The 13,811-nt window shown below is 53.2% G+C and carries 10 protein-coding genes and 6 pseudogenes; 10 read left to right on the forward strand and 6 right to left on the reverse strand.

The window, feature by feature from the left end; translation table 11 throughout:
* Positions 1-173: 173 nt before the first annotated feature.
* Genes FDY98_RS22015 through FDY98_RS28810 form a run of 3 tightly spaced genes read left to right on the forward strand, consistent with a single transcriptional unit; the run spans position 174 to position 1,973 of the window.
* Entirely contained in the window at positions 174-860 is a 687-nt protein-coding gene (locus FDY98_RS22015; RefSeq protein ID WP_155706185.1) for a XylR N-terminal domain-containing protein, read from the forward strand.
* Positions 820-1,575, forward strand: a complete 756-nt coding sequence (locus tag FDY98_RS22020; protein ID WP_340146934.1) for a sigma-54 dependent transcriptional regulator — start codon at positions 820-822, stop codon at positions 1,573-1,575. The genes FDY98_RS22015 and FDY98_RS22020 overlap by 41 nt, the downstream gene beginning before the upstream one ends.
* Before the next feature lie 53 nt (positions 1,576-1,628).
* Positions 1,629-1,973 carry a helix-turn-helix domain-containing protein gene (locus FDY98_RS28810; RefSeq protein ID WP_340146935.1) on the forward strand — a complete coding sequence of 115 codons (345 nt, stop codon included), beginning with the start codon at positions 1,629-1,631 and terminating at the stop codon, positions 1,971-1,973.
* Positions 1,974-2,157: 184 nt separating this feature from the next.
* Here the strand turns inward: FDY98_RS28810 and FDY98_RS22025 are convergent, their stop codons facing one another.
* Entirely contained in the window at positions 2,158-3,342 is a 1,185-nt protein-coding gene (locus FDY98_RS22025) for an NAD(P)/FAD-dependent oxidoreductase (protein WP_027958416.1), read from the reverse strand.
* A gap of 136 nt (positions 3,343-3,478) precedes the next feature.
* On the opposite strand from FDY98_RS22025, the pseudogene FDY98_RS29780 reads away from it, so the two are divergent.
* The 5 genes and pseudogenes from FDY98_RS29780 to FDY98_RS22035 all read left to right on the forward strand — a co-directional run bounded on the left by FDY98_RS29780 (position 3,479) and on the right by FDY98_RS22035 (position 7,662).
* Positions 3,479-4,559, forward strand: a pseudogene (locus FDY98_RS29780) (efflux RND transporter periplasmic adaptor subunit).
* Complete coding sequence (locus FDY98_RS29785) at positions 4,559-4,975, forward strand: efflux RND transporter permease subunit (RefSeq protein ID WP_442907973.1); 417 nt, start codon at positions 4,559-4,561, stop codon at positions 4,973-4,975. Before FDY98_RS29780 ends, FDY98_RS29785 begins: the two are co-directional and overlap by 1 nt.
* Positions 4,976-5,067: 92 nt before the next feature.
* A complete protein-coding gene (locus tag FDY98_RS29790) occupies positions 5,068-5,334 on the forward strand; it encodes an efflux RND transporter permease subunit (protein ID WP_442907974.1) in 267 nt (88 codons plus the stop codon).
* 19 nt (positions 5,335-5,353) lie between these two features.
* Positions 5,354-5,491: a hypothetical protein gene (locus FDY98_RS29795; RefSeq protein WP_442907975.1), complete on the forward strand. Its 138-nt coding sequence runs from the start codon at positions 5,354-5,356 to the stop codon at positions 5,489-5,491.
* A gap of 111 nt (positions 5,492-5,602) precedes the next feature.
* Positions 5,603-7,662 (forward strand): annotated as a pseudogene (locus tag FDY98_RS22035) (efflux RND transporter permease subunit).
* A 140-nt stretch (positions 7,663-7,802) separates the two neighbouring features.
* Here the strand turns inward: FDY98_RS22035 and FDY98_RS22040 are convergent.
* Positions 7,803-8,231: a DUF3617 domain-containing protein gene (locus tag FDY98_RS22040; protein WP_022522778.1), complete on the reverse strand. Its 429-nt coding sequence runs from the start codon at positions 8,229-8,231 to the stop codon at positions 7,803-7,805.
* A 147-nt stretch (positions 8,232-8,378) separates the two neighbouring features.
* Here FDY98_RS22040 and FDY98_RS22045 point away from each other — a divergent pair, with 147 nt between their 5' ends.
* The gene (locus FDY98_RS22045; RefSeq protein ID WP_027958413.1) at positions 8,379-8,588 is read left to right on the forward strand and encodes a CPXCG motif-containing cysteine-rich protein; all 210 of its coding nucleotides are present in this window, start codon (positions 8,379-8,381) and stop codon (positions 8,586-8,588) included.
* A 6-nt stretch (positions 8,589-8,594) separates the two neighbouring features.
* On the opposite strand, the gene FDY98_RS22050 is transcribed toward FDY98_RS22045, so the two are convergent.
* From FDY98_RS22050 to FDY98_RS22065, 4 genes and pseudogenes are all read right to left on the reverse strand, one after another.
* Positions 8,595-9,422 carry an ABC transporter permease subunit gene (locus tag FDY98_RS22050; protein ID WP_027958412.1) on the reverse strand — a complete coding sequence of 276 codons (828 nt, stop codon included), beginning with the start codon at positions 9,420-9,422 and terminating at the stop codon, positions 8,595-8,597.
* Positions 9,422-10,329 (reverse strand): annotated as a pseudogene (locus tag FDY98_RS22055) (ABC transporter permease subunit). The gene FDY98_RS22050 and the pseudogene FDY98_RS22055 overlap by 1 nt, the downstream one beginning before the upstream one ends.
* A gap of 68 nt (positions 10,330-10,397) precedes the next feature.
* Positions 10,398-11,575, reverse strand: a pseudogene (locus tag FDY98_RS22060) (ABC transporter ATP-binding protein).
* Between the two features lie 101 nt (positions 11,576-11,676).
* Positions 11,677-12,779: pseudogene (locus FDY98_RS22065) on the reverse strand (polyamine ABC transporter substrate-binding protein).
* A 387-nt stretch (positions 12,780-13,166) separates the two neighbouring features.
* Between FDY98_RS22065 and ahpC the strand changes: the two are divergent.
* Positions 13,167-13,734: pseudogene (ahpC, locus tag FDY98_RS22070) on the forward strand (alkyl hydroperoxide reductase subunit C).
* Positions 13,735-13,811 lie beyond the last annotated feature (77 nt).

Raw genomic sequence — 13,811 nt, forward strand, 5'->3', positions numbered from 1 at the left:
AATTGCTATGCCAACTACTCAAAACCTAGACCTTAGTATAAAAAATAAAGTAAAATTCTTATTATGCAAAGGAAGTTAAGAGACTAGACACGACTAAAGTACAACTGAAGGATTGAACAAGACTCGCCAGTATTTAATTAATTTAATATTTTTAATAAAAAAATGAGAAAGACATGACAAAAAAAATGACGCTTTCGAAAATGACAACGCAACCCAATCAAGCGAGCTCTTGTGAGATAGGCCTTGATGATGGAGACCCACCCACTTTACGTGATTTGACAGAGAGGCTGCGCCTTACCCCTAACGATGGAAAAATTTGGTTCGATGATCGCCGCATGGTGCTACTTGGGGCTAATGCATTTGGTGTGTTGCGCAGAGAAATCATTGAATCACTAGGCTTTTCTAGAGCATGCAGCTTGCTGATGCGCGTAGGTTTTTCAGCTGGATCTGCCGACGCAGCTTTTGTACGAAAACATTGGCCACTAAACGATGAAGCTGGTGCGTTGACCGCGGGAGAGCGGTTACATGCGGTCATGGGGATGGTTAAAGTCGAAACGGTACGACGCGACCACGACATCCCGAACGGTATTTTCAATGCCGAGTTCCTTTGGCATGGTTCAATCGAAGCCGCCGAACATATAAATGCGTACGGCCTATCACGTGAACCGGTTTGCTGGATGCAGCTAGGTTATGCCAGCGGCTACGCCAGTGCTTTCTACGGTAAGCGAGTGATATATCGTGAGTTGGAGTGTGCTGGCTGCGGCGGCTCTTTCTGCCGAATCGTAGGTGAGATGACAAATCAAGAAATAGGCAGTACCCATGACCTTAGCTGGCTCACCAGGAGAATACCTTGCGCCTGAAGCGCGTAAGTCGTCTCGACAAACCACTGGCGTTACGACAGCGTCATCTCCTGCCTCTATCCATGAGAAAATAGATACCCAAAAGATCGTGGGTATTTCAGCAGCAGTCAGTATTGCTTTGCAGAAGATCGAAAGAGTCGCGCCAACGCCAGCCACGGTACTGTTCAATGGAGAATCAGGTGTTGGGAAAGACTTGTTTGCTAACGAGCTTCACCGCAAAAGCAACTTGGCAAACGGCCCCTTTGTCGCCCTTAACTGTGCTGCAATCCCTGACACATTGGTTGAGGCAGAGCTGTTTGGCGTAGAAAAAGGTGCGTTTACAGGTGCAGAAAAAAGTCGACCGGGTCGGTTCGAACGAGCCAATGGGGGCACACTATTTCTTGATGAAATTCCATCATTAAGTTATGAGGCACAAGGTAAGCTTCTTCGCACCCTGCAGAATGGTGAGATAGAAAGAGTCGGTGGTGCACACCCTATTCAAGTTAACGTCAGGGTTGTTGCCGCCTCAAATAAAGATCTTTTCAAGGAAGTGCAGAATGGACTATTCAGAGAGGATCTTTATTACCGCTTAAATGTTTTTCCTATTCGCCTTCCCCCTCTTAGAGAACGCCAGGATGATATCCCCTTATTGATCGAACATTTTTTATACCGCTACTCAAACGTTTATAAAAAAATATTCCAGGACTCACCCGAAAGGCCAGTGAAGCACTTTTAGACTATAGTTATCCTGGAAATATTCGCGAGCTTCAGAATTTAATAGAACGTGGCGTGATTAACGCGCTAGATTCTGAGCCGCTCAATGTGTTTCATATGTTTGACGACGTTGGCTTTGCCACAAAACTCAATCCCCCTTCAGGCCTCAATATTGATCCCACAGGAGAGCTGGAGGCTGGCACAAGTGGGCCTGATCTATTTGGCCGGGGTAAGATTGACGATACGCAGAAGAGCGCTAAATATCACAGGAGAAGTGAAGCAGAAATTTTGTCAAATGCACTTTATAAAACAGATGGCAACGTGTCTAAGGCCGCCAGAGAACTAGGCGTAACGAGAGCTAAGCTAGCCTATCGAATTCAAAAAGCTGGATTAGATCCTAGTCTGTTTCGGCACTTGTAAGGAAGCGCCTGATCGACCTACCAGCCGACCTCTTGGCAGCATTGCCCTAGGCTCTGTTGACTTTTCAGCGCTGCCATAAGCGAAACGTCAACAGCCCCTAAACTTGAACCCATCGCCAAAATACAAGAGGCTTAATACAGCCAGTGTATCGGTTTACGGCACTTGCAAATCTTTGATCAGCTTATTAAACAGCCTGCCCGCAGGCTACGCCACTCGCCCACGCCCACTGAAAGTTATACCCGCCTAGCTCTCCCGTTACATCTAATACTTCTCCGATAAAGCGCAACTGTGGTAAGCCTTTAACCTCAAAGGTTTTGGACGAAATCGCGTCGGTATTGACCCCGCCCATGGTTACCTCTGCGGTACGCCAACCTTCTGTTCCTGCTGGTTTCAGTTGCCAAGCGTTGAGTCTTTGCGCCCACTCATCCAATGCGGCATTAGCATACTGGGCCAGGGGCCGCGCCAAGTCATGGTCGGGGTACCACTCCAGCAGTGCTTGCGCAAAGCGTTTCGGAAAGCGTTCGCCAAGCCAAGTCGAGAGCTGACGCTTAGGCGTTTCTTGGCGTGCCTCACGTAGGGATTCCGCCACGTTTTCATTGGGCAGTAGATCGATACTAATGCTCTCCCCTGGCTGCCAAACGCTGGATATCTGCAGCATCGCCGGCCCAGACAAGCCGCGGTGGGTAAACAGCATGGGTTCCACAAAGCGGCGACTGCCAGCACTAACAGCCACTGGCACGCTCAAACCAGAGAGCTCAGCTGCGCGCGCTTTCCAGCTATCGCTTAAGGTAAAGGGCACCAGCCCGGGTCGCGTAGCGAATACCTCTAGACCAAATTGACGGGCAATGTCGTAGCCAAAACCCGTCGCGCCCATGCTCGGAATGGAAAGCCCACCGCTCGCGATGACGACCACCCCGGCATCGATTTTACCTATCGAAGTCGTTAGACGCATGGCACTGCCCTGTTGCTCCACGCGGGTAACCTGGGTGCTGAGCCTGATTTCAGCCCCAGCCCACTCACACTCGGTCAGTAACGTATGGACAATATCTTTAGCCGAGGTTGCACAGAATAGCTGACCCGGCGTTTTCTCAACATGTTCAACGCCATGGCGCTCGACCAGCTCAACAAAGTGCTCAGGGCGGTAACGTTTGAGCGCCGAAATACAAAAGTAAGGGTTTGAAGAGTAAAAGTGCTGTGGCGTTGTGCCAAGATTGGTAAAGTTGCAGCGGCCACCCCCGGACATGAGAATCTTCTTGCCCGCTTTGTTAGCATGATCAAGCACTAAGACCCGCTTTCCGGCATAGCCTGCTTGCGCTGCGCACATTAAGCCTGCGGCGCCAGCACCGATGATGACAACGTCATAGATCATAATGGACAGCTCATATTGAGAGCGACTCCCGTCGTAAAAGGCAGGCATTCTAACAGGGTCGCACTTAAAAATTATTATGCGGATACAATTACCATATACAATAACTGTATAAATATTATCTAACGCTGAGAACACTATGCTTTTGCCCTTTCATCGACGACGGCTGTTGCGACTCGCACTCCTGCCTCTCACTCTTCTGCTTTCCAGCGTAGCGTTCGCCCAATCGGCGCCGTCAGTCATAGGCACCCGGGCGATCATGACTACCTGGTCGGATCCAATAGAAGCCTTGGGCACCCTTCGTGCCGATGAGAGCGTCACACTATCGGCTACCGTCACGGATATCGTTGCCGAGATCAATTTCCGTGACGGCGAGCAGGTCGAAGAAGGCCAGTTGCTTATTCGTCTGGAGGATGCCGAGGAACAGGCGCAGCTGAGGGCGTCCCAGGCACTTCGCGAAGAGCGGCGTAATGCGTCAAATCGCGCTTCGCAGTTGCAAGAGCGCAACCTGGCGGCTCGGGCCGATGTAGAAGATAGCCAATCACGGCTGCGCCAGGCAGATGCCGATATTCAAGCGATTGAAGCGGAGTTGGCCAATTACCAGATAAAAGCCCCTTTAGTGGCCGCGTCGGCTTTCGCAATATCAGTGTTGGCGCCCTGGTCACTCCAGGCATGGATCTGGTGACGCTCGATAAATTGGATGTTATGCAGCTAGATTTCAGCGTCCCGAAGTATTTCTCGACCGCCTCTCACCAGGCTTGATGCTCAATGCCACAACTGCCGCCTACCCTGACGCCCTCTTTAGCGGGTGAAATTGCCACCATCGGCCACGGGTGGATCCAGTCACGCGCAGCGTAAGCGTCCGCGCTGATCTCGAGAATACCGATGGCCGCTTGCGGCCTGGCATGCTGATGGAAGTGATCGTTCAACAGCACGTACGCGATACGGTTGTTATCCCTGAGGCGGCCATTGAGCCTAGCGGTGACCGTCACTTCGTGATGTTAATTGAACAGAGTGAAGGCAGCACACGCTTGGCACAGCGTGAAGTGGTGATCGGCGAGCGCCGCAATGGCGAGGTGGAAATTCTCGAGGGACTCGCCGCCAACGATTTAATTGTCTTTCATGGCCTACAGCTGGCCCGTGACGGGCAAGAAGCCAGGTTAATCGGGATCGCCGATGACGAGACCGGTATACGAGCGCTGTTGGAGGCCGACCGCTAATGCGTTTATCGGTATATCTCTGTTCAGCGGCCGGTATTGGCGATGGTAATCGCGGCGCTGATTATTGCCTTTGGCCTGCTGGCACTCAATCGTCTGCCGCTGAAGAGTACCCCACCATCGACCCGCCAGTGGTCACCATCGATACCCGCTACCCGGAGCCTCGGCCAGCGTCGTCGAAACAGGATTACCAAGTATTAGAAGACCGCATTGCTGGCGTTGAAGGCATTGAGCTGATTACCTCGCAAAGCGAGGATGGACGCTCTCAGATCGAGATCGAATTTGCATTGATATGGATATCAATGCCGCGCAATGATATTCGCGACCGCATCTCCGGCGCGCTGCGCAACCTACCCGACGACGCTGACAACCCAGAGGTCACCAAAGCCGATAGCAGCGAAGAAGTGGTGGTTGGTTAAGCCTTCCGGAAACGACTATTCCATTACTGAGCTAACCGACTACGCTAACCGCTTTTTGGTCGCAGCTCTCCGTTCAGCCAGGGGTAGCACGGGTGCGTGTCGGCGGCGGCAGTGACTACGCCATGCGCGTGTGGCTGGATCGCAATGCCTTGGCCGCACGGGGACTCACCGTTAGCGATATCGAAGACGCACTGCGGGCAGAGAACGTAGAGCTACGGCAGGCTCGCTTGAATCCAAGGATCGGCAGTTTATTGTCCGCCTCCCCCGTAGTTTTGCCAGTGCCGAAGATTTTCAGCGCCTCGCCTCAGCTCTCCAAAACCAGGAGGAAAACGGCTATCTGGTGCGCCTTGCTGACGTAGCAAGAGTAGAGGTCGGCGCGTGGAGGATCGTTCTGTCTTCCGCTCTAACGGCATCCCCATGGTCGGCTGGCGTATGATCATGCAGTCGACGGCCAATGTGATAGAGCTCTCTGAAGCCGTTCAGGTCGAACTGAACGCCTACAAGGTACCTGCCTGAAGGGATGTCACTGAGCCTGAACTACGACGCCTCGCTGTTCGTCTCCGGGGCGATTGAGCAGGTCGTTATGACGCTGTTTATCGCCATGGGCTGGTGGTGGTGGTGATCTTTATGTTTTTGGGCAATTTGCGCACCACCCTGGTACCCGCGGTGACCGTTCCGATTGCCGTTATTGGCGCCTTTACTGCTCTGGCAGCGATGAATTTCTCAATTAACCTGCTAACTCTGCTGGCGCTGGTGCTGGCGATCGGTCTGATTGTCGATGATGCCATCGTCGTGCTTGAAAATATTAACCGGCGTATGCACGACTACGGCGAGACGCCGCTAGTCGCCGCCTTTCGAGGTACCCGGCAAATCGCCTTTGCAGTCATCGCCACCACCCTAGTGTTGGTGGCGGTTTTCTTGCCACTCAGTATGTTGCAAGGCGATATTGGCCGACTATTTTCCGAGTTCGCGCTAACCATGGCCGCTGCGGTAGTGGTCTCTACTCTGCTAGCACTGACGCTTACGCCGATGATGGCGTCTAAAATTCTTAAGCCGGGCATGCACGAAAGCCGGATTGGCAAGGCTGTGCAGTGGCTGCTCAGCGGCACACAGCGCCGCTATCAGGCCACGTTAGAGTGGATGCTCAAAATGCGCTGGCTGGTGGTCGCGGCGTTTGTATTATTGATTGGCGCCACCGCCTGGCTGGCCACGGTACTGCCCAACGAATACACGCCTCAAGAGGATCGCGGTAACTTTATCGTATTAGTGAATGGCCCTGAAGGCGCCACCTTCGACTACATGATGGACTACATGGATGAGATCGAAGCGCGGATGACGCCACTGGTGGAGAGCGGTGAGTTGGAGCGCGTAGTCGTTCGCGCCCCTCGTGGCTACGGCAACATAGAGAATTTCAATAGCGGCTTTATTATCGTCAATATGGCCGACTGGGGCAGCCGACGCAGTGCCTGGGAGATCATGGGCGAAGTACGCGAAAAGCTGCGTACGTTGCCGGGGGTACAAGCCTTCCCGGTGATGCGCCAGGGGTTTGGGCAGCGTACCCAAAAGCCGGTGCAGTTTGTACTGGGCGGTGGGACTTACGAAGAGCTTGCCCGCTGGCGCGATACGCTGATCGATCATGTGCGCGAAAACAACCCGCGCTTGATGGCACTAGAGAGCAACTACAACGAAACCCAGCCACAGCTAAGAGTCGATATTGACTACGAGCGTGCCGCTTCGTTGGGCGTTACGGTTACCGAGATCGGCAGAACGCTTGAAGTGCTGTTAGGTGGCCGTAACGTCACTCGCTATGTTGATGATGGTGAAGAGTACGACGTCATTTTGGAAGGTGACCGCGGCAGTCAAAACAGCCCGAGGGCGTTGGATAACATTCAGGTTCGATCCGCTCGCACAGGTGAACTAATCCCCCTGGCCAGTTTGGTCACCCTCTCCGACTTTGCTGGCGCCAGCACTTTGAACCGCTTTGACCGTATACGGGCGATTACCATTGAAGCCAACCTGGCGGATAGCTACCCCCTTGGCGAAGCTTTGACCTATTTAGAGCAGAGCGCCGCGGAGCTACTGCCGGAAGAGGCGCAAACCAATGTGGCAGGCGCATCACGGGACTTCCAGCAGGCCAGTGGCGCCACCGCGTTCTTGTTAATACTGGGCGCGCTTGTGGTCTTTTTGGTGTTAGCAGCGCAGTTCGAAAGCCTGATTCACCCCTTTGTGATAATGCTTACGGTGCCGCTCGCGATGAGCGGTGCGCTACTCGCCCTGCTACTAAGCGGTCAATCGCTTAATATCTATAGCCAAGTAGGCTTGTGCTGTTGATTGGACTAGCGGCGAAAAACGGCATCTTAATTGTCGAGTTTGCCAACCAGTTGCGCGATGAGGGTAAAGCCTTCCGTGCGGCGTTGATTGAAGCCTCTGTGACGCGTTTAAGACCCATCTTAATGACCGCTGTGACCACCATGGCCGGCGCCATTCCGCTGATTGTCTCGACAGGGCCGGGGTCTGAGTCTCGCCTGGTTATCGGCACCGTGATTATGGCGGGGCTCGGCTCGGCAACGCTGTTTACGCTGTTTGTAGTGCCTGTGGCTTACGACTTGCTGGCGCGCCACACCGGTTCGCCTGGGGCAGTGAAAAGGCGGTTAGAGGAGGAAATTGCTAATGCACCATCTGACTGATGTCATTGCCAACGCAGCGAAGCAATCTGGTTTTTAGAGGCCACCGCACGCTTGAGATTGCCGCGTCGCTGCGCTCCTCGCAATGACGACCTCAATGAAAAAGGGTGCCTGTTGGCACCCTTTGAAAAGAGAGCTAGCGATTACTCACACTCGCCAAGATACTCGCCTTCAATCACGGTATTCATGCTCAGCTCACCCATGGGGGACTGGGTAAGGATATCGACGCTGCCTTCGATACGCTCGCCCATAAAACGCATTTCGCCATCGATGGTGGCTTCGCCACCCTCAGCGCGACACACCATGCTGTAGCTGAGACCGTCCGCATTCAGCTCCTGGTCGAGCAGCTCGCAGCCTTCTTCTTCCTCGATGAAGCCAAATTCAGCTCCCTCAAGCTCTTCCTGACTAATACACTGGCGCTCGGTTTCCGTTTGATCCGGAATTTCCATTTCGCCGGTGACGCTGGTTTTGCTCACAAACTCCCACTCACCAGCGGTGACATTGGGGGTTTCAGCCAACGCGACCATCGGAAAGGCCACTAGGGCCGCTACTGCCATGTTACGTAACATCATCGCTACTCTCGCTGCGTTGCTTTGGGAACTTAAATCCTGGGATATCCTACCTGATTCAATCCTACGATGCCCTACCCGACGACCACACTGCTACACTCATTGGGTAAGAAACTGATTTAGCGCATCCGCTATACAAGGTAGCCAACAATGCAAGACGACGCCCTGGTCAATTATGACTTCCACTGCCCCTACTGCGATTCGCCGCTGACCTTTCTGATTGATACGTCACAGGGCAGCCATGATACCTGGGAGGATTGCCATCAATGCTGCGCGCCCATCCAGCTACAGATCATCGTCTCACCGGTGACCGGAGAACTCGATAGCGTCGTCGCCGGGCGCGACGACGACGTTCTATAGTTTGATTTAAACTTCTCGTAGAGCAGCCTTCCGCCGGGTCTCATTACGTCGCATAAGAAACCACGCCAACAGTGTCGCCAGCGATACCGTTAGGATGATCAATGTAGCAAGCGCATTGATCTTCGGCGACACCCCCATACGCACCGAAGAAAACACCACCATCGGCAGCGTATTGGCCCCTGGCCCGGAAACAAAGCTGGCGATCACCAGGTCATCCAGGGAGAGGGTAAACGCCAGCAGCCAGCCTGCAGCCAGCGCGGGGGTAATGATCGGCAGCGTGATAGAAAAGAAGGTTTTCACTGGAGGTGAGCCCAAATCCATGGCGGCCTCTTCAATGGAGTGATCCACTTCCCGCAGCCGCGCAGCCACCACGACAGCCACATAGGCACTGCAAAAGGTGGTGTGAGCAATCCAAATGGTTGCCATGCCCCGATCGGCTGGCCAGCCGGTAATCTGCGCCATCTGCACAAATAGTAGCAGCAGCGAAAGACCGGTGATGACTTCGGGCATTACCAGCGGCGCCGTGACCATGCTCGACAGCGCCGTTTTACCACGGAAGTGGCCATAGCGTGTCATTACAAAGGCTGCCACGGTGCCCAGGCAAACCGCCATGCTGGCCGCGAAAAACGCGATGCGCAGGCTCGTCCATACCGCCGACAAAATCTGCTGATCACGAAACAGCTCGCCGTACCACTGGGTGGAGAACCCCGCCCACACCGTGACCAGTTTCGAGGCGTTAAACGAATACACCACCAGCACAAACATTGGCAGGTAAAGAAACAGCAGGCCAAGCACCAGCATGACCGTTGAGAAGCTCGGCCGTCGCATGCTCATTATTCAAGCTCCTTGGACTGGTAACGATGAAACCAGACTATCGGCACCAGTAACAGCAGTAGCATCACCATGGCCAGCGCCGACGCCACGGGCCAGTCGCGGTTGAGAAAGAACTCCTCCCACAGCACTTTGCCGATCATTAGCGTATCAGGGCCGCCCAGCAGTTCAGGAATCACAAACTCCCCTACCGCAGGTATGAACACCAGCATCGAACCGGCCACAATGCCGCCCGTAGAGAGCGGCAAGGTGACTTTGATAAAGGTATTGAACTTGCGCGAGCCAAGATCTGCAGCGGCCTCTAACAACGAGTTATCCATGCGCGTTAAGTGGGCATATAGCGGCAGCACCATGAACGGCAAGTAGGCATAAACAATGCCAATAGTCACTGAAAACTGGGTATTCATCATGCGCAGCGGCGAATCAATCAGGCCAATCCCGATCAACAGGTTATTGATTAACCCACTGTTGCTTAGAATTCCATCCAGGCATAGACACGAATCAAAAACGACGTCCATGACGGCAACATGACCAGCAGCAGTAACAGCAGTTGCCAGCGTGCTGGGGCTCGGGCCATGGCATACGCCATCGGGTAACCGAGCAACAAACAGGCCAGCGTGGCAATAAACGCCGTTTTCACTGAGCCCCAATAGGCGGCGATATACAACGAATCTGAGAGCAGAAAGAGATAATTGCCCAGATTAAGAAAGACATGCAGCGTCTGATCGGCGTACTCAAGCAGCGGGCCATAGGGCGGAATCGCAATCGCCGCTTCGGAGAGGCTGATTTTGAGCACCAGCGCAAAGGGCAGTAAAAAAAACAGCATCAGCCACACGAGCGGAAACGCGATCACTGCTCGGCGCCCCAGCTGCAAGCGTTTGAGCAGTGCTGAAGAACGAGATAACTTCATTAAAGGCAGTCTCCTCGCGGTAAGGAATGCGCCACTATCGCAATTCAAAACGTTAGCAGCTCAAGACGCTAGCGGTTCAAAACAATCGTACTGTGATCTTCCCAGTAGACATACACACTGTCTTCCCAGGTGGGTCGATCACCGCGACGCTCGGTATTGGCCATACTGACTTTAATGATCTGGCCCGACTGGGTGCGCACGTAGTAGAGCGAGAAACCGCCTAAATAGGCAATATCATCCACCTTGCCTTCTGCCCAGTTATATTCTGTTGTGGTTTCTCGCGGGTTAGCCAGATTTTTTCAGGGCGCAGCGCGACCCAAACCCGCCGATTCGACGCCTGGGTGGTAATACCGTGGTCAATATAAATGGGCCGCTCGAGCGCGGGAGCGACGATGCGGCAGTGGTCAGCAGCATCTTCGCTAATCTCTCCTTCAAACAGATTCACCGTACCGACAAATTCCGCCACCATGCGGCTCACCGGGCTTTCATAAATATCGATCGGCGAGCCTATTTGTTCGATCCAGCCATCGGCCATGATCGCCACGCGGTCGGCCATGGTCATGGCCTCTTCCTGGTCGTGAGTGACCATAATGCAGGTAACACCCACCTGCTCGATGATCTCCACTACCTCTAGCTGCATTTCAGTGCGCAGTTTTTTATCCAGTGCGCCCATGGGCTCGTCTAACAGTAACAGTTTGGGCCGCTTGGCCAGCGAACGCGCCAGTGCTACACGCTGGCGCTGACCGCCAGAAAGTTGATGCGGTTTGCGCTTGGCAAAGCGCTCCATATGCACCAGCTTCAACATTTGCGCGACGCGAGCGTCGATATCCGCTTTGGGGAGCTTATCCTGCTTTAAACCAAAGGCAATATTCTGCGCCACCGTCATATGCGGAAATAGCGCATAGGACTGGAACATCATATTGATAGGCCGCTTGTGCGGAGGCATAGCGGTGATATTTTCACCGTCTAATAAAATACGGCCCTCAAGGAGTTTCAAACCCGCCAACATCCTCAGCAGGGTTGATTTACCTGACCCGGAACCACCCAATAGCGCGAAAATTTCTCCGCGCTTAACCTGCAAATTGACATCATCCACCGCCAGCGCATCATCAAACCGCTTGCTTAAGCGTTTTACTTCCAGCACCACATCTTCAGCAAACCGCGGGGTTTTACCCTGGGGGCGCGACGAAGAAGGAGTGATTGGCGAAGCAGATGAAGGCTCGTTCGACAGGGGCGTAGTGACCATTCGCCACTCCCATCAAAAGGCCCGGCAATCCGGGCATTAAAAAAGACGAGCAGCGAGCCATAGAGAATTAACTCCAGGCTCGCCGTCGGATAAATGTCGGTTTAACGACCAGACTTTACGCGGTTCCAAATGCGCGTACGGGCACGCAGCACATCTTGAGGCTTTTCAGCCTGCACGTATAGGTTTTGCATGACCTCGGTTTCTGGGTAAATAGCCGGGTCATTGATGATTTCATCAGAGAGGTACTCATCGGCCGCCGCGTTAGGATTGGCATAACGCACGTACTCGGTAATTTCAGCAGCGATTTCCGGGTCCAGAATAAAGTTGATAAAGGCGTGAGCGTTTTCAGTATTAGGCGCATCGGCGGGTACTGCCATCATGTCGAACCAGAGCGCGGCGCCTTCTTTAGGAATGCTATAGGCGATGGTGAAATCTCGCCCTGCTTCTTCAGCACGATCGGCGGCCTGGAAAACATCACCCGAGTAACCAGCGGCCACGCAGATATCGCCATTCGCCAGATCGGACACATAGCGGGAAGAGTGAAAATAAGTCATGTCATCGCGAACGTCGGCGATCAGTTCGCCAGCCGCTTCAATATCGTCCAGATTTTCACTCAGGGGATCAAACCCCAGGTACGCCATGGCGGGCGAGAGCATTTCATCGGCAGAGTCCAGCATCGACAAGCCGCAGCCCGCTTCGCTCAATGCAGCGGTTATTTCAGGATCAAACAGCAGTGCCCAACTATCTACCGGCGCGTCATCACCCAGAATTTCTTTTACCCGGTCAACGTTATAGCCGATCCCATTGGTGCCCCACTATAGGGAACCGAGTATTCGCTACCGGCGTCGATGGTTTCCAGGTTGGCCATCAGCTCGGGGTTGAGATTGTCTAAATTGGTTAGTAACTCATGGTTGAGCGGCTGAAAAACACCGGCTTTCACTTGGCGGGTAAAATAGTAGGTAGAAGGTACCACCACATCGTAGCCGGAACGCCCGGCGAGCAGTGCGGCATCCAAAATTTCATTGCTGTCATAAACGTCATAAGTCACTTCAATGCCGGTACGCTCGGTGAATTTTTCCAGCGTTTCCGGGGCAATGTAGTCTGACCAGTTAAATACCCGCACCTCTTCAGCGTGGGCAGCGCTAGCCGCTGCGGCGAATGAGATAGCCGCAACGGCCGCGGAAAGTTTGTGGATGTTCCCCATTATCACTGCTCCTGTTGTCTCAACTAGTCATTAAACAATTCAGCATTCACTAAACAATTCAGCCAAATGTTTTGCCAAGTGTCTTCATACCAAGTGCGCCCTGCTGCTGCCGGCAACAGCCCTCAGCGGCTAACAATAGCGTAGGCCATATTACTGACCGTGCGAATTTTGCGGTGCAGTGACGCCTACCGCAAGCCAATGTGAAAAATTCTTGTATTTTGCCCTACCGACCCCATTAAGTAGCTAGTAAAACAGGATCTTGTGGTACGCCAATAGGGCAATGCTATTGGCTAGATGGCTTTTTTTAATTTTAGACATTAGTCGCTAGCCGTTAGCATTAGCACTACTTTATAAACCCTTCGCTCATGACAACTGGAGATTATCTGAATGTCCTTGATCAACACTGAAGTAAAACCGTTTAAAGCCACTGCTTACCTGAATGGCGAATTCGTCGACGTAAGTGAAGCTGATCTGCAAGGCCAGTGGTCTATTTTCTTCTTCTACCCCGCCGATTTTACCTTTGTTTGCCCCACTGAGCTGGGCGATTTGGCCGATCACTATGCCGAGTTCAAGAAGCTGGGCGTTGAGATCTACAGCGTTTCGACCGATACCCACTTCACTCACAAAGCATGGCACGACAGCTCAGAGACCATCGGCAAGCTGCAGTACCCAATGATCGCCGATCCGACGCTACGGATTTCACGTAACTTCGAAGTCTTGATTGAAGACGCGGGTCTTGCTGAGCGCGGCACATTCGTTGTCGACCCAGACGGTAAAATCCAAATTGTCGAAATCAACGCTGGCAATATCGGCCGTAACGCCGAAGAGCTGCTGCGTAAAGTGAAAGCCGCTCAATACGTTCGTGCCAACCCGAACGAAGTGTGCCCGGCTAAATGGAAAGAAGGCGAAGAAACGAACGCTGGCACCTTCACTGGATCTTGTAGGCAAAATCTAAACCGCCTACGGCTTTCACGCGCTTGCTCTTATTTGCGTGGCGCAAGAGCGTGCAGGTTCAACGCCCGGGTTTCGCCC

It is taken from the genome of Halomonas sp. PA16-9 (assembly GCF_009728585.1).
Classification (GTDB): Bacteria; Pseudomonadota; Gammaproteobacteria; order Pseudomonadales; family Halomonadaceae; genus Vreelandella; species Vreelandella titanicae.

Bases quoted from the DNA above. Each gene is read 5' to 3' on its own strand.
- FDY98_RS29785 (WP_442907973.1), top strand. From the start codon at position 4,559: ATGCGTTTATCGGTATATCTCTGTTCAGCGGCCGGTATTGGCGATGGT.
- FDY98_RS22025 (WP_027958416.1), bottom strand. From the start codon at position 3,342: ATGATCTATGACGTTGTCATCATCGGTGCTGGCGCCGCAGGCTTAATG.
- FDY98_RS22020 (WP_340146934.1), top strand. From the start codon at position 820: ATGACCTTAGCTGGCTCACCAGGAGAATACCTTGCGCCTGAAGCGCGT.
- FDY98_RS22045 (WP_027958413.1), top strand. From the start codon at position 8,379: ATGCAAGACGACGCCCTGGTCAATTATGACTTCCACTGCCCCTACTGC.
- FDY98_RS22040 (WP_022522778.1), bottom strand. From the start codon at position 8,231: ATGATGTTACGTAACATGGCAGTAGCGGCCCTAGTGGCCTTTCCGATG.
- FDY98_RS22050 (WP_027958412.1), bottom strand. From the start codon at position 9,422: ATGAGCATGCGACGGCCGAGCTTCTCAACGGTCATGCTGGTGCTTGGC.
- FDY98_RS22015 (WP_155706185.1), top strand. From the start codon at position 174: ATGACAAAAAAAATGACGCTTTCGAAAATGACAACGCAACCCAATCAA.